The following is a 20,088-nucleotide window of genomic DNA, read 5'->3' as shown; positions in this document are numbered from 1 at the left end:
GGCGAGTTGGGTCAGAGCTTGCCCTGGACCAGGCCACGGAAGCCGTGGACGACGCGCTCGCCGGCGTAGTCGGCCAGCTCGACGGTGCGCTGCTGGCCGGGCTCGAAGCGCACGGCCGTGCCCGAGGCGATGTTCAGGCGCATGCCGCGCGAGGCCTCGCGGTCGAAGCCCAGGGCGGCATTGGTTTCGAAGAAGTGGTAGTGCGAGCCGACCTGGATGGGGCGGTCGCCGGTGTTGTCCACCACCAGGGTGATGGTGCGGCGGCCGGGGTTGAGGTCGTGGTCCGGGCCGTCGGTGAGCAGTTCGCCGGGGATCATGGGGTGGCTCCTGCGGTGGGGTCAGAACACGGAGGCGATGGCGGGTGTCAGCAAGGTGGTGCCGAAGACGGCCACGACCAGACCGGCAGCGCGCGGGGCCCAGCGGCCGGTGGCAGCCGGCCCCTGGTCTCGCAGCAGCAGGCCCAGGGCGATGCCGGCAGCGTGCAGGGCGGCTGTGGACAGCACCATGCCCGCCAGCGCTGCCGCCGCATGGCCGCCAGCCAGTTCGGCGCCGTGCGCCAGGCCATGGAACAGGGCGAACACCGCCACCAGCGCGCCGCCAGCCAGCGGGGGCAGGGCGGTGCGGGTGCAGACCAGCAGGCCCATCACCAGCAGCGAGGCGGCGATCATGGGCTCGATGCCGGGCAGGCTCAGGCCGCCCAATCCCAGCAAGGCGCCGATCAGCAAAGTGACGGCGAAGGCGGCGGGCGCAGTCCATACCGAGCGGGCGTTGCTGTTGCTGTTGCGCTTGTCGGTAGTCAATGCGCTCCACAGGCCCACGCTGACCATGGCGGCCAGATGGTCCAGGCCCGTCAGCGGATGCAGGGCGCCCTGCAAGAAGCTGGTGGCGGCATCGGCCCCATGGGCGTGGCCGAGATCGCCCGTGTGGGCCAGCACGGCGGTGGAGGCCAGGCCGAGGGCGGTGGCCGAAGTGGCCATGATGGTGCGTCGGATCGATGTCTTGCGCATGGTTGGGGTTCCGAAAGGGGTGTCTGAATTCAACAAGGCGGGAGGCTGCGCCAGCATTGGAATTGAATGCACTTGATTGGTGCAATTTGTCCGCGCAATCTCGGTCATGCAATTGGTTGGTGCACGGTCACCAATTTGGTGCCATCCGGGAAGGTGGCCTCGATCTGGATGTCGGGGATCATTTCGGCCACGCCGTCCATCACCTCGTCGCGGGTGAGCACGGTCTTGCCATCGCTCATCAGGGCGGCCACGCTCTTGCCGTCGCGGGCGCCTTCCATGATGGCGGCGCTGATCAGCGCCACGGCCTCCGGGTAGTTGAGCTTCAGGCCGCGGGCCTTGCGGCGCTCGGCCAGCAGCGCGGCTGTGAAGATCAGCAGCTTGTCTTTTTCGCGTGGGGTCAGATCCATTGGATGTTCTCTGTGCGGCCATGGGCGCGGCGGCATCGAATTTGCGTTGATGGCGCGGCTCGAATCCCCATCATGCAAGACCCAGACCAAAACCGTCCAGAGGCGGCTCACCCTTTGCGATCAGGCGCCACCGGCCCCGTTGACGACCAGCTTGGCGGACAAGCCCTGCAGCGCGTGGTCAAGGTACGCCGGGACTACAACAGCTGGGTGGCCAGCGAGACGCTGGAGGATTACGCCCTGCGTTTCACCCCGCGTTCGGCCCGTCGCTGGAGCAGCATGCGGGTGGCCAACACGGCCTTCGGTGCGGCCTCCTTCCTGGTGCTGGAGGCGGTGGGGGCGGCCCTGCTGGTGGAGCATGGCTTCATCAACGCCTTCTGGGCCATCCTGGCCACGGGCCTGATCATCCTGCTGGCAGGCTGGCCCATCAGTGTCTATGCGGCCCGCCATGGGGTGGACATGGACCTGCTGACCCGTGGTGCCGGTTTTGGCTACATCGGCTCCACGATCACCTCGCTGATCTACGCATCCTTCACCTTCATCTTCTTCGCCCTGGAGGCGGCGGTGATGGCCTATGCGCTGGAACTGGCCTTCGACATCCCGCCAGCCTGGGGCTACCTGATCTGTGCGGTGGTGGTGATACCGCTGGTCACCTACGGCGTGACGATGATCAGCCGCCTGCAGGTGCTCACGCAGCCGCTGTGGCTGGCCATGCTGATCCTGCCCTACATCTATGTGTTCCATGAGCACCCGGGCATCCTGCAGGACCTGGCCGCGTACGGCGGCACCAGTGGTCAGCCCGCCACCTTCAACCTGCTGGCCTTCGGCTCGGCCATGACGGTGGGCATCGCCCTGATCACGCAGATGGGCGAGCAGGCCGATTACCTGCGCTTCATGCCCGAGCCCGCCAAGGGTCGTCGCGGACGGTGGACCTGGCTGGCCGGGGTGTTCATCGGTGGGCCGGGCTGGGTGATTCCAGGCGTGCTCAAGATGCTGGGCGGCGCCTTGCTGGCCTACTTGGCCATCAGCTTTTCGGTACCGGTGGAGCGGGCGCTCGATCCGAACCAGATGTACCTGATCGCCTACGAGAAGGTGTTCCCCAACCTGGGCTGGGCGGTGGCGGCCACGGCGCTGTTCGTGGTGGTGTCCCAGCTCAAGATCAACGTGACCAATGCCTATGCAGGGTCGCTGGCGTGGTCCAACTTCTTTGCACGGGTCACGCATAGCCACCCGGGGCGCGTGGTGTGGATGGTGTTCAACACCCTGATCGCCTTGCTGCTGATGGAGCTCAACGTGTTCCAGGCCATGGGCAAGGTGCTGGGGCTGTACTCCAACATCGCCATCGCCTGGATGATGGCCGTGGTGGCCGACCTGGTCATCAACAAGCCCATGGGCTGGTCGCCGCCGGGCATCGAGTTCAAGCGCGCCTACCTGTACGACATCAACCCGGTGGGGGTGGGCGCGATGGGCGCGGCGTCCTTCCTGTCGGTGCTGGCGCACCTGGGCTGGCTGGGCGACACGGCGCAGGCGTTTTCCGCGCTGATCGCTCTGGTGACGGCGCTGGTCGTGTCACCGCTGATTGCCTGGGCCACCAAGGGCCGCTACTACCTGGCGCGCGCACCGCATGACCAGGCCATGGGGCCGCTGACGGGGTGGGCGCCGTCCGAGCCGCCGCCCGTGGCTGCCGAGGCGCAGGGGCGCCCGCTCAGCAAGGTCATCCGCCTGCGGGCGCTGTACCGCTGCACCGTGTGCGAGCGCGAGTACGAATCGGACGACATGGCCACCTGCCCGGCCTACCAGGGCTTCATCTGCTCGCTGTGCTGCTCGCTGGATGCGCGCTGCCAGGATCTGTGCAAACCCCAGGCGCGCTGGTCGGTGCAATGGCGCGCCGTGGGCGAGAAGCTGCTGCCGGCGGCCGTGTGGCGCCGGCTGGACACGGAACTTGGCCACTTCCTGTTGCTGATGGCCGTGATCACGCCCATGCTGGCGCTGCTGTTCGGGCTGATCTTCCAGCATGAGCTGCGGGCCCTGGCGGGCGACAACCCCTTGCTGGGCAGCACACTGGCCGACACTTTGCGCAGTGGCTTCGTCAAGGCCTTTGCGGCCTTGCTGCTGGTTTCCGGCGTGGTGGGTTGGTGGTTGGTGCTGGCGCACAAGAGCCGCAAGGTGGCGCAGGAGGAATCCAACCGTCAGACCCACCTGCTGGTGCGCGAGATCGAACTGCACCGCCAGACCGACGAAAAGCTGCAGCAGGCCAAGCAGAGCGCCGAACAGGCCAACCAGGCCAAGAGCCGCTACATCTCCACCATCAGCCACGAACTGCGCACGCCGCTCAACGGCATCCTGGGCTATGCCCAACTGCTGGACGAGGATCAGCGTCTGCCCGAGCACGTGAAGCACGCGGTGGGTGTGATCAAGCGCGGGGGCGATCATTTGCTCTCGCTGGTGGAAGGCACGCTGGACATTGCCCGCATCGAAAGTGGCAAGCTCACGCTGGACCTCAAGCCTGTGCGCCTTGACGAATTGCTGCGGCAAATCACCGGCCTGATCGAGCACGAGGCCCGTGCCAAGCACCTGCGCTTCGTGGCCGACATCGATCCAGCCTTGCCCGAGGCCGTGCGCGCCGACGAGCGCCGCGTGCGCCAGATCCTGATCAATGTGCTGGGCAATGCCGTGAAGTTCACGACCACGGGTCAGGTGACTTTCAAGGTGCGCTATGCCCGCGAGATCGCGCAGGTAGACATCACCGACACCGGCCCGGGCATTGCGCAGGTGGAGCTGGACAAGATATTCGAGCCCTTCGCGCGTGGTTCATCCGCAGCGGGCAACGCGGCCAGCGGCACGGGCCTGGGCCTGACGATCAGCAAGATGCTGACCGACCTGATGGGCGGCGAGATGAGCGTGAGCAGTACGCCGGGGCAGGGCACGACCTTTCGCATCCGCCTGTTCCTGCCGCAGATACGCATGGCGGGCGAGCGCCTGGCGGTGGCGCCACGTGGCCAGCGCACGGGCTATGTGGGCGAGCGCCGCCACATCTGGGTGGTGGACAACGAAGAGGCCGACCGCGGCCTGTTGGTGCGCATCCTGGAGCCGCTGGGCTTCGAGGTGACGCCGTTTGCATCGGGCGTGGATTGCCTGGCCGACCTGCGCGTGTGTCCCCCGGCGCAGCAGCCGCACGCGGTGTTCATGGACCTGGCCATGCCGGGGCTGGATGGTTGGGCCACCTTGCGGGCCATCCGCGCCGAGGGCCTGAGCGAGGCCCCGGCCGCCATCGTGTCGGCCAACGCCTTCGACAAGGCGCTGGAGAACGACGTAGGCATTGCGCCGGAGGATTTCATCGTCAAGCCGGTGCGGGTGGCGGAGTTGCTGGACTGGCTGGGGCGCAGGCTGTCGCTGCAGTGGATCGAGACGGAGCGCGCGTCCAGTGTCGATGCGGCGTTGCCATCGGTATCAGCCGGCCAGGCGGGTGACGACGCACCGCAAGCCCAGCCATCGGCCGATGTGCTGCGCACGCTGGAGGACCAGGTCCACGCCGGCTACATCCGTGGCGTGCACAAGGTGCTGGACCAGATCGCGGCGGCCGAACCGCAATGCGAGCCCTTCGTGCAGCGCCTGCGCGCCATGGCCAAGCAGTTCCAGCTCGACGCCATGGCCGAGGTGTTGCACGAGGCGCTGGCCAGGCGAGAGGGCGAACCCGCAGCCGGCGTGCCGCCTGTGCAGGCACAATCCGGGTTCTGACGAGCTCGTTGCCGGGTTCGTGACACGTTCCGCCACACCGCCGCCACCCTCCACCATGTTCGACCGCCTCGACCGCAGCCGCACCGATGTGGTGCTCATCGTCGACGATGTGCCGGACAACCTGTCGCTGCTGCACGATGCGCTGGACGAAGAAGGCTACACCGTGCTGGTTGCCACCCATGGCGAGGCCGCCCTGCAGCGTGCCACGCAGGCTGTGCCCGACATCATCCTGCTCGACGCGCTGATGCCGGGCATGGACGGCTTCGAGGTGGCGCGCCGCCTGAAGGCCACGCCCGAGACCAGCCACATCCCCATCGTTTTCATGACGGGCCTGAGCGAGACGGAGCACGTGGTGGCCGCCTTCCAGGCCGGCGGTGTGGACTACGTGGTCAAGCCCATCCGCCCGCGCGAGGTGCTGGCGCGCATCGAGGCGCACATGCAGAGCGCCCGCCAGGCGCGGCAGGCCCGCAATGCGCTTGATGCCTTCGGCCACGCTTCGCTCACGGTGCGCGTGAGCGATGGCCGCGTGCTGTGGCAGACGCCGCTGGCGCGCAAGCTGTTGCAAAGTTATTTCGACACGCCCGAATCCGTGGCGCCGGCCGAGCTGGCCGACTGGCTGCAGCAGGTGGCGCCCAAGCCCGGCCCTGACGGCTCGCTGCCGCCCCCGATCACGCCCGCGCCCACCTGGGCCGTGAACCAGGCCGGCCGCCGCCTGAGCTTCGCGCTTCACGAGCCCACCGGCGACGACGAGTGGCTGCTGGTGATGCAGGAAAGCTCGGACCAGGCTGCCATCGACGCACTCACGCAGGAGTTCAAGCTCACCGCCCGCGAAGGCGAGGTGCTGTACTGGGTGGTGCGCGGCAAGACCAACCGCGACATCGGCGACATCCTGGGCAGCAGCCCGGCCACGGTCAAGAAGCAGTTGGAGCACGTGTTCGCCAAGCTGGGTGTGGAGACGCGCACCGCCGCTGCTGGCCTGGCCATGAGCCGGGTGGCGCAGCTCAAGATGCGCTGACACCCTGGTGCGTTGGCGCCGCGTCATCAGGCACTACAGTGCAGCATCGCCACGCTGACCGCACTGCGCATGCCGACCACGCCTGACATCTCCATTGCCATACCGGCCCACAACGAAGAACGCTACATCGGCCGCTGCATCGAGAGTGTGTTCCTGTCCGCGCAGCGCGCGCAGGTGAACGCCGAGGTCGTCGTGGCCTTGAACCGCTGCACCGACAGCACGCAGGCCATCGCCGAATCGCTGGGCGCCCGCTGCGTGGACGAGGAGCGCAAGTGCATCGCCGCCGTGCGCAACGCTGCGGTTCGCGGCGGAACAGCCAAGGCCTTGGCCACCCTGGATGCCGACAGCTGGATGCAGCCCCACACCATGGCCGCGCTGATCCGCCATGTGCACGACGACCGCTACGTCGGTGGTGGCGCCACCATCTGGCCGGAGCGCTGGTCCGCCGGCATCGTGACCACGGGTTTCATGGTGCTGCCCTACGTGATCGGCAAGGGCATCTCGGCGGGCATGTTCTGGTGCCAGCGCGATGCATTCGAGGCGATCGGTGGCTTCGATGAGCGGCTGATCAGCGTAGAGGACGTGGATTTTGCGGTGCGCCTGAGGGTCCTCGGCAAGGCGCGAGGCCAGCGCTTCGGCACGCTCTGGCGCGGCGGCATCATCACCTCGTGCCGCAAGTTCGACCACTTCGGTGATTGGTACCTGGTGCGCAACCCGGGCCTGATCCGGCGGATCTTCACCGGGCACGATCGAAAGGCTGCCGATCTTTACTACTACGACGTGGAGCGTTGAGCCCGTCCCTCAGGCCCTGGGTGCATCCAGGGGTTGGGGATCGTGCCCCTGACTCAGCAGCCAGTCACGCAAAGCCAGGCCGGTGGCGACCGGCCAGTAGCGCGCCCGGGCTGGCTCGATGCGCTTGTAGTCGGCCAGTTCGTCGCCCAGCACGATGGTGCCGTCAGCCGGCACGTGGTAGGCGATGATGATCTGGTTCATGCGCTCGAAGCGGTAGTGGCCGATGAAGTTCACGCCCGTGGCCTGCAGGTTCAGCTCTTCCTCCACCTCGCGGGCCACGGCTTCTTCGGGGCTGAGGTCGGTCTTCTCCAGGAAGCCGGTGATCAGCGCGTAGAACGGGGCTGCCCAGGCCTTGTTGCGCGCCAGGATGATGTGGCCTTCGTGCTCGACCACGGCAGCCACCACCGGCGTCGGGTTGTCCCAGTGGGTGTAGCCGCAGACATCATCCGGGCAGGCGTGCCGTGTCACGCCCAGGTCCAGCTTGGGCTGCAGCGGTTTGGCGCATTGGGGGCAGTAGGTGAAGGCCATCGTGTTTCCTCGGCGTGACTCGTGTGCGGCTCAGCGTGGGGGTGGCCGCCTCATCTTGATCAGCGCGCCTTGCACCCGGGTGGAGCAGGCGGCCAGGGTGTCCTGGTGCACGGTGGGCAGGCCCGACCAGCATGCCTCGAATCCTGCCAGAGCCTGGCTGAGCGTGGTGTGAGCGCCCGCGAAGGCGATCTCGTTGCCGCCTTCGGTCGATTCGATGGTGATGAGGCCGCCGTCGAAGGCCTGGTCCAGGCGCTTGAGGATCTGGCGCGTCGCATCGGTGTCGGCCTGCACGTTGGCGACCAGCAGGCCCTGTGGTGTCAAGGCCTTGCGGCAATGCGCGTAAAAGCGCTTTGAGCACAGTGCTTCGGGCAGGCCTTCGCCCGTGAAGCCGTCCACCAGGATCAGGTCGTAGGCCTGCGGCGGCTGGGCCACGAACTGGGCGCCATCGTCACACACGATGCGCAGACGCTCGCCGTCGTGCGGGATGTGGAACTCGTCGCGCAGTTCGATCACACCCGGGTTGATCTCCACGGCGGTCAGGTCGGCCTCGGGCACATGCCGGTGCAGGTACTTGAGCATGGAGCCGCCGCCCAGGCCGATCATCAGCACGCTGCGCGGCGCTGGGCCTAGCAGCAGGAAGCCCATCATCGAGCGGGTGTAGTCCAGCACCAACTCGTCGGGCGCCTCCAGCCGCATGCAGCTCTGGATCAGCGAGGTCTCGAAACTCAGCGAGACGGTCTGCCGGTTGGCGTGCAGGCGGGGTGTTTCTCGGGTGGTGTCGTTCACGGCGCCGTCAGTCTAACGGCGTCGTGGCATCCGCGCCTTAAGCGCCTTAACCGAGGTGCTTCTTCTCCCACCAGTTGAACAGCACATCGCGCAGGGCTGCGCCCAGGTCGTCGCCGTAGTAGCTGTCCAGGCCCAGGCCTTTCAGTGTGCCGAGCGCCTGCGCGTCCAGCGGCACGGGCACGGCGGTGTCCACCAGCGGCACGTTGGTGAAGCTGGGCACGTAGGCCGTGTCACGCGCCAGGGCTCGATCGGCCTTGATGTCCTTGAGCTTGAAATCGGCCGGCGTGCGCTGCGTGGCGTAGCTGCGCAGCGGCGGCACCAGGGCCATGTCCACCTCGCTGGCACGCCACACGGTGAGCTTGACCGGCTTGAGCGAGAAGTTGCTGGTGCGCATGATGTCTGCGCCGCACACGTTGGGCACGGTCAGCACGTCCATCAGGGCCAGCAGATCCACGTAGTCTCCTGCGCGGGAGTGCTGACGCTTGATGTGCCCGCGCCCGCCGTGCACTTCGGTGCACATGAACAGGTTGAACGAGTCGTGCACGTCGTCCGGCGTCAGGCCGTACTCGCGCTGGGCCTCGGCCTGGATGTCGTGACAGTTGGTGTGCGCATCGAAGCCATACGCCGATTCGTACAGGTTGGCGCTGCAGCGCGGGAACATCACGTCGTTGCAGCGCACCGTGTCGGCCAGCAGGTACATCATCGCGCGCTCGCGCGGCGGCGCGGACCACAGGAAGTGCCCGGTGGTGGGCAGCAGCCCATGCACGGTGCGCGTGCGGCCGGTGTGCATGAACTCCTTGTAGTCGTGCAGGTTGAAGCAGTTGAAGTCCACGCACTGGCCGCCTTCAACCTGCTCGATGCGCAGCACGTGGCCGGCGGGCACCTCCAGCGCCTTGCCGGTGCCGGGCTGCATCACGTGTTCCAGCACCAGGGTTCGCTCGTCGCTCAGGTCGCTCAGGTCCGGCGCGGGCGGGGCAGGGCGCTGGGGCGCAGGCAGGTGCTGCTCGGCCAGGGCCTTGAGGACCAGCGCGGCCCGGCTCTGGGCCTGCTCCTGCGCGACGGCGCGGTCCAGCAAGGCCAGTTGCTGCTGGTTGAGGTGGAGGGTGATGTCGGTGGTAGCCATGGCGGAGTGCTTGGTTGATTGGATACAAGATCAATATTTCTTGTATACGCAATCAACAAAAGCAAGCCATGTGCCGCGCGTTAATGGTGCGCTTAAAGGGTATTTCACCCTGAAAAGCCCCATGAAGAGGCAAAAAAACCTGGCATCCGTCTTGCGTCAATGTGTATACATGATTGCAATCGCACGTATGCGTGATTCACGTGCACCAAGGTGAAGACAGATGCCGACGTTCAACAAGTCCGAAGTGGTCTACCAGGCCATCCGCCGCGCGATCATCGAGCAGGCGCTCGTCCCCGGCACCAAGCTGCCCGAGGATCCTTTGGGTCAGCAGTTCCAGGTCAGCCGCACGCTGGTGCGCGCCGCGCTGGCGCGCCTGGCTTCCGAAGGGCTGGTGGATGTCGGGCAGAAGCGCTCGGCCGCCGTGGCCCACCCCAGCCTGGAGGAGGCGCGCGCCATCTTCGAGGTGCGCCGATGCCTGGAGAACGAAGTGGTGCGCCTGGTGATCGCGCGCTGGCGCCCCGAAATGGGCGCGCAGCTCGAAGGCCATGTGCGCCAGGAAGAGCAGGCTGCCAAGGCCGGGCAGGTGATGGCCTCCAGCCGCCTGGCCGGCGAGTTCCATAACCTGCTGGCCGGCATGACGGGCAACCCCGTGCTGGAGCGCTACCTGTCCGAACTGGTCACGCGCTGCTCGCTGATCCTGGCCGTGTACGGCCGCCCGCACTCGTCGGACTGTTCCATCGGCGAGCACCGTGACCTGATCGAGGCCCTGCGCCGTGGCGATGCGACCCAGGCGCAGCACCTGATGGGGCGCCACCTCGAAGCCATCGAGACCCGCGCGCTGCTGCCGGATGTGATCCGCAGCGAGCAGGATCTGGCCTCCATCCTGGCCCGTTACGCCGAAGCCGTGACGGCGCCGCAGGCGGCCCGTGCTCTCAAGCCTGCCCCGCGCAAGGCTCGGCGCGGCTGAATTCTTTCCCCCTTGTTCCCGAACCACCCACCGCCCCACCGGAGTTGCACCATGGGTTTCGAAAGCATGAACCGTCGCCGATTTCTCACCGTGTCCGCCGCTGCGGCAGGCGCCAGCCTGGGCAGTGGCTTGTTGCCCCAGGCTGCATGGGCCAAGCCCATCTCCATCGTGCTGCGCAACATCAACGCCTTCACCATGGGCGTGCGCAAGGTCAACCCGCAGGCCACGGTGCAGTTGATCTTCACGGGCGACTGGTCCATGCCCGTGCGCGAGGCCGAGGCCACGAACTCGCTGATCGCCAGCCGCTGCGACGTGATTGCCTGCCACGTCGATTCGCCCAAGGTGGTGATCGAGGCGGCCGAGAAGCAGGGCGTCAAGACGCTCGGCCACAACGCCTCGCAGGCCTCTTTGGCGCCCAAGGGCTTCATCACGGGTGCCGAGAACAAGTGGGAGACGGTCTACAAGACCTTCGCCGCCGACATCGGCCAGGGCAAGAAGCTGCCCAACCAGTTCTTCGGCGGCTACGACAAGGACATGGTCACCAGCACGCCGTTCGGGGCGGGGGCCACGGACAAGGCGCGCAACGCCGCGCTGGCGGCCATCGCCGATCTCAAGGCAGGCAAGCCCATCTACGCCGGGCCGGTCTCGGGCAACACGGGCAAGGTCGTCATCGACAAGGCGCTGGGCAACTACGACCCGGTCCTGGACCGCATGAACTTCCTGGTCGAAGGCGTGATCGGCTCGGTCTGACGCCCCTGGACGGGCGCTGGGAGGACACCGATACGCCATGTGGCGTATTCCGCTCCTGCGGGGCGGTGGGCACACTGAACGCATCCGATCGACAAGGCCTGCAGGGCAAGCCGGTCAGATCGGGTGACAAGCACACATCCCACTGCTATCCATCACCGCTTCAAAGGAGCGTCCTCTCATGACCATTTCCCGTCGCAGCGCCGTCCAATCGCTGTCCGCCGTCGCCCTGGGCGTGGCTGGCCTCGCATTCAGCACCATGGCGCAAGCCGCCGACACCATCAAGGTCGGCGTGCTGCACTCGCTGTCGGGCACCATGGCCATCTCCGAAACGGTCCTGAAGGACACCGTGCTGATGGCCATCGACGAGATCAACGCCAAGGGCGGCCTGCTGGGCAAGAAGCTCGAGCCCGTGGTGGTGGACCCGGCCTCCAACTGGCCCCTGTTCGCTGAAAAGGCCAAGCAACTGCTGACGCAGGACAAGGTCGCTGTGACCTTCGGCTGCTGGACCTCGGTGTCGCGCAAGTCGGTGCTGCCGGTCTACAAGGAAAACAACGGGCTGCTGTTCTACCCCGTGCAGTACGAGGGTGAAGAGCTCGAAAAGAACGTGTTCTACACGGGCGCCGCGCCCAACCAGCAAGCCATCCCCGCGGTTGAGTACCTGATGAGCAAGGACGGCGGTTCGGCCAAGCGCTTCGTGCTGCTGGGCACCGACTACGTGTACCCCCGCACCACCAACAAGATCCTGCGCGCCTTCCTGAAGTCCAAGGGCGTGGCCGATGCCGACATCATGGAGGAGTACACCCCCTTCGGTCACTCGGATTACCAGACCATCATCGCCAAGATCAAGAAGTTCTCGTCCGAAGGCAAGAAGACGGCCGTGGTCTCCACCATCAACGGTGACTCCAACGTGCCCTTCTACAAGGAACTGGGCAACCAGGGCTTGAAGGCCAAGGACGTGCCCGTGGTCGCCTTCTCCGTGGGTGAAGAAGAACTGCGTGGCGTGGACACCAAGCCCCTGGTCGGCCACCTGGCCGCCTGGAACTACTTCATGAGCATCAAGAACCCGACCAACGCCGAGTTCATCAAGAAGTGGACGGCTTACGCCAAGGCCAAGAACATCGCTGGCCACAAGGACAAGCCCCTGACCAACGACCCGATGGAGGCCACCTACATCGGCATCAACATGTGGGCGCAGGCCGTCAAGAAGGCCGGCACCACCGACACCGACAAGGTGATCGCGGCCATGGCCGGCCAGACCTTCCCGGCCCCGGGCGGCTTCATGTCCAAGATGGACGAGAAGAACCACCACCTGCACAAGCCCGTGTTCATCGGTGAAGTCAAGGCCGACGGCCAGTTCAAGGTGGTCTGGAAGACTCCGGGCCCGGTCAAGGCCCAACCCTGGAGCCCCTTCATTGCCGGCAACGACAAGAAGAAGGACCAGCCGGAAAACTGAGGCCCCCAGGCGGCTATGCCGCCGCCCCCCGAGGGGGATGAGGAACTTGGGACGGCCCGGCGTTCCTCATGATCTCTCCCCGTTGATCTCGCCCCGGAAAGCGAGCGAGTGCCCGTCCTCGTGCGGGACTGAGCTGGGCTTGAATGGCCCTGCCCAGGCCCAGACGGGCTGAACCTTGAAGCAGAGCGGTTCGCCCCTTGGGGGTTCCCCAGGGGGCGTCTTTTTTTCCGCCGCAGATCACAAGACAGGAATGACCCTGTGAAAACAGATGTACTGAGCATCACCGCACGCTCGCTGCTGGCCGCTGTTGCGCTGGCAGGCGGGCTGTTCTGGCAAGGTGCCGCGCACGCGCTCACGGCTGAACAAGCCTATGCCGTGTCCGCTGGCGAGAACGACGACCGCATCGCCGCCCTGCAGAAACTGCAGGCCCAGGGCGAAGACCCGGCCCTGGCCGCGCTGCTTGAAGCCCTGATGGCCGACAGCGTGAAGGTGGCTGGCAACAAGGCCTACATCGTCGATGGCGAAGAAGCCAAGGACGCCGCCACCGGCCAGGTGGTGCCACTGCCCGCCGATGCGGAAGACGTGGTCAATAACACCCGCATGAGCGGTGAGATCGAGGCTGCGCTGGCCGCCGGCAAGCTGTCTTCGCCTGATGCCTCGGTGCGCGAGGAAGCCATCGATTCGCTGGCCAGTGCCGCAGATGAATCCAAGCTGCCGGTGATTGACAAGGCCTTGGCTGCTGAAACCAATGCCAAGCTCAAGGCGCGCCTGACCGCCGTGCGCGCGAAAGCCTTGCTGTCCGCGAACGATCCGGCCCGCCGGATCGAGGCTGCCGAGGCTCTGGCCTCGCTGGGCAACCCGGAAGCCCGCGCCACGCTGATGGAACGCATGGCCGATGGCGGCGAGACCGACCCCAAAGTGCAGAGCGCTCTGCGTACGGCATTGGACAGCGTCAACACCAAGCTCGCCTGGGGCGAGCGCGCCGGCGTGGTCTTCACCGGCATCAGCCTGGGCAGCATCTTGCTGCTGGCCGCGCTGGGCCTGGCCATCACCTACGGGCTGATGGGCGTGATCAACATGGCCCACGGCGAGCTGATGATGATCGGCGCCTACGCCACCTACGTGGTGCAGAACGTGTTCCGCCAGTACTTCCCGGGTGCCTTTGACTGGTACATCCTGATGGCCATTCCGATGGCCTTCCTGGCCTCGGCGCTGGTGGGCGCGGTGCTGGAGCGCAGCGTGTTCCGCTTCCTTTACGGCCGCCCGCTGGAAACACTGCTGGCATCGTGGGGCATCAGCCTGGTGCTGATGCAGGCCGTGCGCAGCCTGTTTGGCGCGCAGAACGTGCAGGTCGAAAACCCCGGCTGGCTCTCTGGCGGCTACGACATCCTCAGCAACCTCACGCTGCCCTACAACCGCCTGGCCATCATCGTGTTCGCCGGCCTGGTGCTGCTGGGCATGACGCTGCTGATCGCCAAGACGCGCATGGGGCTGTTCGTGCGCAGCGTGACGCAGAACCGCCCGATGGCCTCGTGCATGGGCGTGAACACGGCCCGCGTGGACACCATGGCCTTCTCGCTGGGCGCAGGCATCGCCGGCCTGGCCGGTTGTGCGCTCTCGCAGATCGGCAACGTGGGCCCCGACCTCGGCCAGAACTACATCGTGGACTCGTTCATGGTGGTGGTGCTGGGCGGCGTGGGCCAGATCGCGGGCACCGTGTATGCGGCGCTGGGCTTGGGGCTGGTCAACAAGTTCCTGGAAGGCTGGACCGGCGCCGTGCTGGCCAAGATCTTCGTGCTGGTCATCGTCGTCGTCTTCATCCAGAAGCGTCCGCAAGGTCTCTTCGCGATGAAGGGCCGGGAAGCATGACCCACCCCCTACACGCTTCGCGTGCCCCCTCAAGGGGGCGCAGCCGAAGGACCGGCGGAGCCGGATCCTTGGCTGCCTGCTTGATCCTGACTGATGCATGCGATGGGTTGTTCCTGAGGTTCCAACGATGACAACAATGACTTCTCCGAGCCTGACGCTGGCGGTGCCGACCGTGCCCAACAGCGCGCTGGGCCCCAAGGGCTGGACGGCCGTGATCGCCGCGGTGATCACTGTGGTGGTGCTGGCGCCCGTGCTGAACCTGCTGGTGCCCGAGGGCAGCGTGTTCCATCTGTCCGACTACGCGCTGTCGCTGATCGCCAAGATCATGTGCTACGCCATCTGCGCGCTGGCCATGGACCTGATCTGGGGCTACACCGGCATCCTGTCGCTGGGCCACGGCCTGTTCTTCGCCTTGGGCGGCTATGCCATGGGCATGTACCTGATGCGCCAGATCGGCCGCGACGGCAGCTACAAGAGCGATCTGCCTGATTTCATGGTCTTCCTGGACTGGAAGGAGGTGCCCTGGCACTGGACCTTCTCTGAATCCTTCATCGCGCAGATGATCCTGGTGGTGCTGGTGCCGGGCCTGCTGGCCTTCATCTTCGGCTTCTTTGCCTTCCGTTCGCGCATCAAGGGCGTGTACTTCTCGATCATCACGCAGGCGATGACGTTTGCCGCCATGCTGCTCTTCTTCCGCAATGAGACGGGCTTCGGCGGCAACAACGGCTTCACCGACTTCAAGCGCATCTTGGGCATCACCATCGCGCAGCCGTCTACCCGCATGGCGCTGTTCGTGATCACGGGCCTCACGCTGATCGGTTTCTACCTGATGGCGCGCTGGCTGGTGAACACCAAGTTCGGCCGCGTGCTGCAGGCCATCCGCGATGCGGAGAACCGCGTCATGTTCTGCGGCTACAACCCGCTGGCCTACAAGCTGGCCATCTGGACGCTGTCGGCCATGATGTGCGGCATCGCCGGGGCCCTGTACGTGCCGCAGGTGGGCATCATCAACCCGAGCGAGATGTCGCCAGCCGCGGGCATCGAGATGGCGATCTGGGCGGCGGTGGGGGGGCGCGCCACGCTGATCGGCCCGATCATCGGCGCCTTTTTCGTCAACGGGGCCAAGAGCTGGTTCACCGTGGCCTTCCCGGAGTTCTGGCTGTACTTCCTGGGCCTGCTGTTCATCCTGGTCACGCTGTTCCTGCCGCAGGGCATCGTGGGCGGCGTCAAGAAGCTCCTCAACAAGAACAAGGCCGAGGTGAAGGCATGACCCCCGATCTGATGGAAGAAGGCACGGTCACGCTGAACCGCGCCAAAGGTGCCCCTACCAACGCTGGTGAATCCGGTGGGCGAGAAGCTGCCTACGGCCGCGTGGTCGAGCCTGGCCAGCTGGACGTGGCCCACGGCACGATCCTGTACCTGGACGACATCTCGGTGAGCTTCGATGGCTTCAAGGCCTTGAACAAGCTCAGCCTGAACATCGCCGTGGGCGAGATGCGCTGCATCATCGGCCCCAACGGTGCGGGCAAGACCACGATGATGGACGTGATCACCGGCAAGACCCGGCCCGATGTGGGCAAGGCCTTCTTCGGCTCCACCATCGATCTACTCTCGATGCGCGAGAACGAGATCGCGCAGGTGGGCATCGGCCGCAAGTTCCAGAAGCCCACGGTGTTCGAGCAGCTCAGCGTGTTCGAGAACCTGGAGCTGGCGCTCAAGGCTGATCGCCGTGCGCTGTCGTCGGTGTTCTTCAAGCTGGACAGTGCGCAGATGGACCGCATCGCCGAGATGCTCAAGCTGATCCACCTCAAGGATGATGCCCAGCGCACGGCCGGCCTGCTGTCGCACGGCCAGAAGCAGTGGCTGGAGATCGGCATGCTGCTGATGCAGGATCCGAAGCTGCTGCTGCTGGACGAGCCCGTGGCCGGCATGACCGATGAGGAGACCGAACGCACCGCCGAGTTGTTCCTCTCGCTCGAAGGCGCGCACTCGCTGGTCGTCGTCGAGCACGACATGAAGTTCATCAACGAGTTGACCACACGCGGCGCCACCGCCGACAAGAAGAAGGTGACCGTGCTGCACGAAGGCTCGGTGCTGGCCGAAGGCACGCTGGCGCAAGTGCAGGCCAACGACAAGGTCGTTGAGGTCTACCTGGGGCGATGAGGCCCCCAGCTTGCCGCTGCGCGGCTTCGCGGCCCCCGAGGGGCAACGCCTGCCTTGGGGCGGCCCTGCGGCAGGCGGACACGCTAAGGAATGAAGATGCTTAACGTTGAACAAGTCAACCAATACTACGGCGGCTCGCACATCCTGCGCGGCCTGGGTTTTGAAGCCAAGGTGGGCGAGGTCACTGTCGTCCTGGGCCGCAACGGCGTGGGCAAGACCACGCTGCTCAAGAGCCTGATGGGCCTGGTGCCGATCAAGTCGGGCGCGATCAAGCTCGATGGCCAGACCATCGACAAGCTCAAGCCCTACGAGCGAGTGCGCCTGGGCGTGGGCTATGTACCGCAGGGCCGCGAGATCTTCGGGCGCCTCACGGTGGCCGAGAACCTGCAGATGGGCCTGGCCAGCAAGCCGGGCAGCACGCCGTTCCCGGAGCAGCTCTTCGATCTGTTCCCGGTGCTCAAGCAGATGATGCACCGCCGGGGCGGCGATCTGTCGGGCGGGCAGCAGCAGCAACTGGCCATCGCGCGTGCGCTGGCGGCCGGCCCCAAGCTGCTGATCCTCGATGAGCCCACCGAAGGCATCCAGCCCAGCATCATCAAGGACATCGGCCGCGCCATCCGCAAGCTGGCCGATGAGGGCCTGAACGGACAGAAGATGGCCGTGGTGCTGGTCGAGCAGTTCTACGATTTCGCCGCAGAACTGGCCGACCAGTACCTGGTGATGGAGCGTGGCGAGATCATCCAGCGCGGCCGTGGCGTCGACATGGAAGCCGAAGGCGTGCGCCAGCGCATGTCGATCTGACGCAGCACCTCAAACCACGCTGGATGAAGGCAGGCCTCAGCCGCGACGGCGGCGGGCCATTGCGCCGACCACGCACAGGCCGGCCACCATCATCGCGTAGGTCTGGGGCTCGGGCACGGCCGGCGCGAACGAGGTCTGGCCGGGGCTGCCGATGGTGCCGACCACCGAGCGCCACGAACCTTCCACATCGCCCACCGACGACAGCACCCACAGACTCACGTTGTTGGCGCCCAGGGCGGCCAGGCTGGTGGCGTGGCCGCTGACATCCGATGTCTGCAGCGTCTTGCCGAAGGTCAGGCGGTCCACCAGCGTGGTGCCGTTGTACAGATTGACCTCGTCGCCGTTGCCCAGGTTGTTGGTGTAGTTGCCCAGCACCTTGACGCTGAGGCTCAGGCCCCAGTCGGCGCGGAACACGTCGGCCTCGGTCTCTGTGATGATGACCGATTCGCCCGCGGCCACGGTGCCCAGGCCGGCCAGCGAGAACACGCCCGCGATGCGCGAATCGTCATCGTAGCTCCAGTTGCTGAAATCGACGGCGGTGGTGCCGATGTTGGTGAACTCGATGAACTCGCCGACGCCGCCCTTGTACATCCACTCGGTGATGGCGACTTGCGCCTGAGCGGCGGTGGAGGCGATGGCGGCGGCCGCGATGGCGGCGATCTTGATGAACTTCATGGACAACATCCTGTTGGGTTTGACGGTTGGAACAATGGGAGGGCTTCAGGCGCGGCGACGGCGGGCGGCGACGGCGCCGAGCACGGCCAGGCCGCTGAACATCAGGGCGTAGGTCTCGGGCTCGGGCACCGGGGTGGCGCTGAACACGTAGATGTTGGGCGTCTCGTCGGTCAGGTAGATCGTGCCGTCGGCGGTGATGGTCACGCCCTCGGCCGTGTCGGAGATCGCGCTGAAATCGAAACTGCTGACGACCACGCCGGCGCGGGTCACTTCCAGCAGGCTGCGCGATTCCTGGCTGATGATCAGCAGGTTGCCGGCGTAGCTGGTGCCCACGAAGCCGCTGAGTGTCTGCACGTCCGACAAATCGGCCACCCCCAGGTTGGGCGTGAACAGGCCGCCCACGGTGTGCGTGCTGTTGCTGAAGTCGATGCTGCCCAGGCCGACGAACTGCGGGCCCTTTTCCTTCACGGTCACGAACTGGCCGCTGGCGCGGTCGTACGAGATGCCTTCCAGGCCCACGTTGCCCACGGTGGCGCCCAGCGAGACGGTGGCCAGCGCGCCGCGCGAGGCCGTGCCGCCGGCCTGGTAGGTCAGCTTGTAGACGTCTTGAATGCGCTCTTCGCCGACCACGAACTGGCCGTTGCCGATGTAGGTCAGCGCTTCGGTGTCATCGAAACCGCTCAGGCGCATGCTGCTCACCACGGTGCCGGTGCGCGTCACTTCGGTGATGTAGTCGCCTTCGTCGCCGACCACGTAGAGGTGGTCGTTGTCCCAGTTCCAGGTGATGGTCGACGACTCGGACGCGGTGGATGTGGGCAGGGCGAAGGTCTGCGTGAGGCTGTAGCGTGACAGATCGAGGCCGGCGGCGCTCGCACCCAGCGGCGCGCAGGCGGCCAGCAGCAGGGCGGCAGCGGAACGGATGGAAAAGGACATCGGGTACTCCAGCGAGGCTTTGAGGCGTTGGATTGCGTGTGACCATCTCCGCTGCGAAGATGGAGCCGGCGCACTTTATGAAACGAAGATTGCAATTCAGTGACGCAAGGGCATCGCCGGCCCTTCACCCCCAGGGATGGGTGGTCCAGTTAGACTCGGGCCTCTTTTTCATCCCTCCGACACACTCTTTTTAGGAGCCGCCATGCCCGCGACCACCACCCCCTCCGGCCTGCAATACGAAGACACTGTCGTGGGCAGCGGCGACGAAGCCCAGGCTGGCGCCTACGTGTCCGTGCACTACACCGGCTGGCTGTTCGACAACGGCACCAAGGGCGCCAAGTTCGATTCCAGCAAGGACCGCAACGACCCCTTCGAGTTTCCCCTGGGCGCCGGCCACGTCATCCGCGGCTGGGACGAAGGCGTGCAAGGCATGAAGGTCGGCGGCACCCGCGTGCTGACGATCCCCGCCGAACTGGGCTACGGTGCCCGCGGCGCCGGCGGCGTGATCCCGCCCAACGCCACGCTGCTGTTCGAAGTGGAACTGCTGGCCGTCTGAGGCTGGGTCAGGGGGATCCGGCATGTTCGCGCCGAGCCAGGAAGAAGTACGGCGGTTTTTTTGCGGCGCCTGGGCCAAGCACCAGGCGGTGCAGCCGCTCACGCCGCTGGAGGCGCTGGCCGTCGACTGGATCACTCAGCATCCCGAATACCACGGGGATCTTTCTGACGTGGAGGTGGCCATCGCCGCCCAGTTCAAGGTGGAGGAGGGGCGCACCAACCCCTTCCTGCACCTGTCGATGCACCTCTCGATCACCGAGCAGACCAGCATCGACCAACCCCGCGGCATCAAGGCCGCGGTGGAGCGCCTAGCGCATCGACGCGCTTCGCTGCATGAGGCCCATCATGAGGTGATGGAGTCCCTGGGCCAGATGGTCTGGGCCTCGCAGCGCTCCGGCATGCCGTTTGACGGCGAGGCGTACATCGCCGATATCCTGGCGCGCGCCAGCCGTTGATTTCACATTGTGGTTTTCAAGGCGGCTGCCCCGCATTCGGGTGGTCGGGTGCTCTGCTGCGCGCTTGTCCTCAT

20 protein-coding genes are annotated in these 20,088 nt (G+C 66.1%); 12 read left to right on the top strand and 8 right to left on the bottom strand.

The annotated features are described in order from the left end of the window. Window positions 1–11 precede the first annotated feature (11 nt). From WAQ08_RS11130 to ureA, 3 genes are all read right to left on the bottom strand, one after another. Complete coding sequence (locus WAQ08_RS11130) at window positions 12–317, bottom strand: urease subunit beta (protein ID WP_422191645.1); 306 nt, start codon at window positions 315–317, stop codon at window positions 12–14. A 21-nt stretch (window positions 318–338) separates the two neighbouring features. Then, complete coding sequence (locus tag WAQ08_RS11125; RefSeq protein WP_422191644.1) at window positions 339–1,007, bottom strand: HupE/UreJ family protein; 669 nt, start codon at window positions 1,005–1,007, stop codon at window positions 339–341. A gap of 104 nt (window positions 1,008–1,111) precedes the next feature. Continuing rightward, window positions 1,112–1,414: an urease subunit gamma gene (gene ureA, locus WAQ08_RS11120; RefSeq protein ID WP_422191643.1), complete on the bottom strand. Its 303-nt coding sequence runs from the start codon at window positions 1,412–1,414 to the stop codon at window positions 1,112–1,114. Window positions 1,415–1,486: 72 nt separating this feature from the next. On the opposite strand from ureA, the gene WAQ08_RS11115 reads away from it, so the two are divergent. The 3 genes from WAQ08_RS11115 to WAQ08_RS11105 all read left to right on the top strand — a co-directional run bounded on the left by WAQ08_RS11115 (window position 1,487) and on the right by WAQ08_RS11105 (window position 6,956). Next, window positions 1,487–5,149 carry an ATP-binding protein gene (locus WAQ08_RS11115; RefSeq protein ID WP_422191642.1) on the top strand — a complete coding sequence of 1,221 codons (3,663 nt, stop codon included), beginning with the start codon at window positions 1,487–1,489 and terminating at the stop codon, window positions 5,147–5,149. A gap of 55 nt (window positions 5,150–5,204) precedes the next feature. Continuing rightward, a complete protein-coding gene (locus WAQ08_RS11110) occupies window positions 5,205–6,164 on the top strand; it encodes a response regulator (protein WP_422191641.1) in 960 nt (319 codons plus the stop codon). 69 nt (window positions 6,165–6,233) lie between these two features. After that, window positions 6,234–6,956 carry a glycosyltransferase gene (locus WAQ08_RS11105; RefSeq protein WP_422191640.1) on the top strand — a complete coding sequence of 241 codons (723 nt, stop codon included), beginning with the start codon at window positions 6,234–6,236 and terminating at the stop codon, window positions 6,954–6,956. 9 nt (window positions 6,957–6,965) lie between these two features. Here WAQ08_RS11105 and WAQ08_RS11100 read toward each other — a convergent pair whose 3' ends face one another. From WAQ08_RS11100 to WAQ08_RS11090, 3 genes are read right to left on the bottom strand one after another with little or no spacing between them, the layout of a single operon-like run. Continuing rightward, on the bottom strand, window positions 6,966–7,484 hold the full coding sequence (locus WAQ08_RS11100; protein WP_422191639.1) for an NUDIX domain-containing protein: 519 nt from the start codon (window positions 7,482–7,484) through the stop codon (window positions 6,966–6,968). A 30-nt stretch (window positions 7,485–7,514) separates the two neighbouring features. Further along, window positions 7,515–8,270 carry a fused MFS/spermidine synthase gene (locus tag WAQ08_RS11095; protein ID WP_422191638.1) on the bottom strand — a complete coding sequence of 252 codons (756 nt, stop codon included), beginning with the start codon at window positions 8,268–8,270 and terminating at the stop codon, window positions 7,515–7,517. A 46-nt stretch (window positions 8,271–8,316) separates the two neighbouring features. Continuing rightward, window positions 8,317–9,393 (bottom strand): DUF1989 domain-containing protein, encoded by a 1,077-nt coding sequence (locus WAQ08_RS11090; protein ID WP_422191637.1) that lies wholly within the window; start codon window positions 9,391–9,393, stop codon window positions 8,317–8,319. A 220-nt stretch (window positions 9,394–9,613) separates the two neighbouring features. Between WAQ08_RS11090 and WAQ08_RS11085 the strand changes: the two genes are divergently transcribed. The 7 genes from WAQ08_RS11085 (at window position 9,614) to urtE (ending at window position 17,396) form a co-directional block, all read left to right on the top strand. Then, complete coding sequence (locus WAQ08_RS11085; protein ID WP_422191636.1) at window positions 9,614–10,360, top strand: GntR family transcriptional regulator; 747 nt, start codon at window positions 9,614–9,616, stop codon at window positions 10,358–10,360. 51 nt (window positions 10,361–10,411) lie between these two features. Next, a complete protein-coding gene (locus WAQ08_RS11080; RefSeq protein ID WP_422191635.1) occupies window positions 10,412–11,110 on the top strand; it encodes a BMP family ABC transporter substrate-binding protein in 699 nt (232 codons plus the stop codon). Window positions 11,111–11,288: 178 nt separating this feature from the next. Then, window positions 11,289–12,563, top strand: a complete 1,275-nt coding sequence (gene urtA, locus WAQ08_RS11075) for an urea ABC transporter substrate-binding protein (protein ID WP_422191634.1) — start codon at window positions 11,289–11,291, stop codon at window positions 12,561–12,563. Window positions 12,564–12,857: 294 nt separating this feature from the next. Next, a complete protein-coding gene (urtB, locus tag WAQ08_RS11070; protein WP_422191774.1) occupies window positions 12,858–14,432 on the top strand; it encodes an urea ABC transporter permease subunit UrtB in 1,575 nt (524 codons plus the stop codon). A gap of 127 nt (window positions 14,433–14,559) precedes the next feature. After that, on the top strand, window positions 14,560–15,702 hold the full coding sequence (gene urtC, locus WAQ08_RS11065) for an urea ABC transporter permease subunit UrtC (protein WP_422191633.1): 1,143 nt from the start codon (window positions 14,560–14,562) through the stop codon (window positions 15,700–15,702). Further along, complete coding sequence (urtD, locus tag WAQ08_RS11060) at window positions 15,699–16,595, top strand: urea ABC transporter ATP-binding protein UrtD (RefSeq protein ID WP_422191632.1); 897 nt, start codon at window positions 15,699–15,701, stop codon at window positions 16,593–16,595. The genes urtC and urtD overlap by 4 nt, the downstream gene beginning before the upstream one ends. Before the next feature lie 96 nt (window positions 16,596–16,691). Then, window positions 16,692–17,396 (top strand): urea ABC transporter ATP-binding subunit UrtE, encoded by a 705-nt coding sequence (gene urtE / locus WAQ08_RS11055; protein ID WP_422191631.1) that lies wholly within the window; start codon window positions 16,692–16,694, stop codon window positions 17,394–17,396. A 36-nt stretch (window positions 17,397–17,432) separates the two neighbouring features. On the opposite strand, the gene WAQ08_RS11050 is transcribed toward urtE, so the two are convergent. Beyond that, window positions 17,433–18,071 carry a lamin tail domain-containing protein gene (locus WAQ08_RS11050; protein ID WP_422191630.1) on the bottom strand — a complete coding sequence of 213 codons (639 nt, stop codon included), beginning with the start codon at window positions 18,069–18,071 and terminating at the stop codon, window positions 17,433–17,435. Window positions 18,072–18,116: 45 nt separating this feature from the next. Next, the gene (locus WAQ08_RS11045; RefSeq protein WP_422191629.1) at window positions 18,117–19,004 is read right to left on the bottom strand and encodes an SdiA-regulated domain-containing protein; all 888 of its coding nucleotides are present in this window, start codon (window positions 19,002–19,004) and stop codon (window positions 18,117–18,119) included. Between the two features lie 202 nt (window positions 19,005–19,206). Here WAQ08_RS11045 and WAQ08_RS11040 point away from each other — a divergent pair, with 202 nt between their 5' ends. Both WAQ08_RS11040 and WAQ08_RS11035 read left to right on the top strand, forming a co-directional pair. Next, window positions 19,207–19,560, top strand: a complete 354-nt coding sequence (locus WAQ08_RS11040) for an FKBP-type peptidyl-prolyl cis-trans isomerase (RefSeq protein WP_422191628.1) — start codon at window positions 19,207–19,209, stop codon at window positions 19,558–19,560. A 22-nt stretch (window positions 19,561–19,582) separates the two neighbouring features. Beyond that, window positions 19,583–20,014, top strand: coding sequence for a DUF1841 family protein (locus WAQ08_RS11035; protein WP_422191627.1), 432 nt, complete (start codon window positions 19,583–19,585; stop codon window positions 20,012–20,014). The last annotated feature ends 74 nt before the right edge of the window (window positions 20,015–20,088 follow it).

The sequence above is a fragment of the Aquabacterium sp. genome, assembly GCF_049274795.1.
Classification (GTDB): Bacteria; Pseudomonadota; Gammaproteobacteria; order Burkholderiales; family Burkholderiaceae_C; genus Aquabacterium.
Note: the sequence above shows the minus strand (reverse complement) of the source record. Positions and strands in the feature narration are given on the sequence as shown.

Coding starts and splice junctions, on each gene's coding strand:
- WAQ08_RS11130 (WP_422191645.1), bottom strand. CDS start 317: ATGATCCCCGGCGAACTGCTCACCGACGGCCCGGACCACGACCTCAAC.
- WAQ08_RS11125 (WP_422191644.1), bottom strand. CDS start 1,007: ATGCGCAAGACATCGATCCGACGCACCATCATGGCCACTTCGGCCACC.
- ureA (WP_422191643.1), bottom strand. CDS start 1,414: ATGGATCTGACCCCACGCGAAAAAGACAAGCTGCTGATCTTCACAGCC.
- WAQ08_RS11115 (WP_422191642.1), top strand. CDS start 1,487: ATGCAAGACCCAGACCAAAACCGTCCAGAGGCGGCTCACCCTTTGCGA.
- WAQ08_RS11110 (WP_422191641.1), top strand. CDS start 5,205: ATGTTCGACCGCCTCGACCGCAGCCGCACCGATGTGGTGCTCATCGTC.
- WAQ08_RS11105 (WP_422191640.1), top strand. CDS start 6,234: ATGCCGACCACGCCTGACATCTCCATTGCCATACCGGCCCACAACGAA.
- WAQ08_RS11100 (WP_422191639.1), bottom strand. CDS start 7,484: ATGGCCTTCACCTACTGCCCCCAATGCGCCAAACCGCTGCAGCCCAAG.
- WAQ08_RS11090 (WP_422191637.1), bottom strand. CDS start 9,393: ATGGCTACCACCGACATCACCCTCCACCTCAACCAGCAGCAACTGGCC.
- WAQ08_RS11085 (WP_422191636.1), top strand. CDS start 9,614: ATGCCGACGTTCAACAAGTCCGAAGTGGTCTACCAGGCCATCCGCCGC.
- WAQ08_RS11080 (WP_422191635.1), top strand. CDS start 10,412: ATGGGTTTCGAAAGCATGAACCGTCGCCGATTTCTCACCGTGTCCGCC.
- urtA (WP_422191634.1), top strand. CDS start 11,289: ATGACCATTTCCCGTCGCAGCGCCGTCCAATCGCTGTCCGCCGTCGCC.
- urtC (WP_422191633.1), top strand. CDS start 14,560: ATGACAACAATGACTTCTCCGAGCCTGACGCTGGCGGTGCCGACCGTG.
- urtD (WP_422191632.1), top strand. CDS start 15,699: ATGACCCCCGATCTGATGGAAGAAGGCACGGTCACGCTGAACCGCGCC.
- urtE (WP_422191631.1), top strand. CDS start 16,692: ATGCTTAACGTTGAACAAGTCAACCAATACTACGGCGGCTCGCACATC.
- WAQ08_RS11050 (WP_422191630.1), bottom strand. CDS start 18,071: ATGAAGTTCATCAAGATCGCCGCCATCGCGGCCGCCGCCATCGCCTCC.
- WAQ08_RS11045 (WP_422191629.1), bottom strand. CDS start 19,004: ATGTCCTTTTCCATCCGTTCCGCTGCCGCCCTGCTGCTGGCCGCCTGC.
- WAQ08_RS11040 (WP_422191628.1), top strand. CDS start 19,207: ATGCCCGCGACCACCACCCCCTCCGGCCTGCAATACGAAGACACTGTC.
- WAQ08_RS11035 (WP_422191627.1), top strand. CDS start 19,583: ATGTTCGCGCCGAGCCAGGAAGAAGTACGGCGGTTTTTTTGCGGCGCC.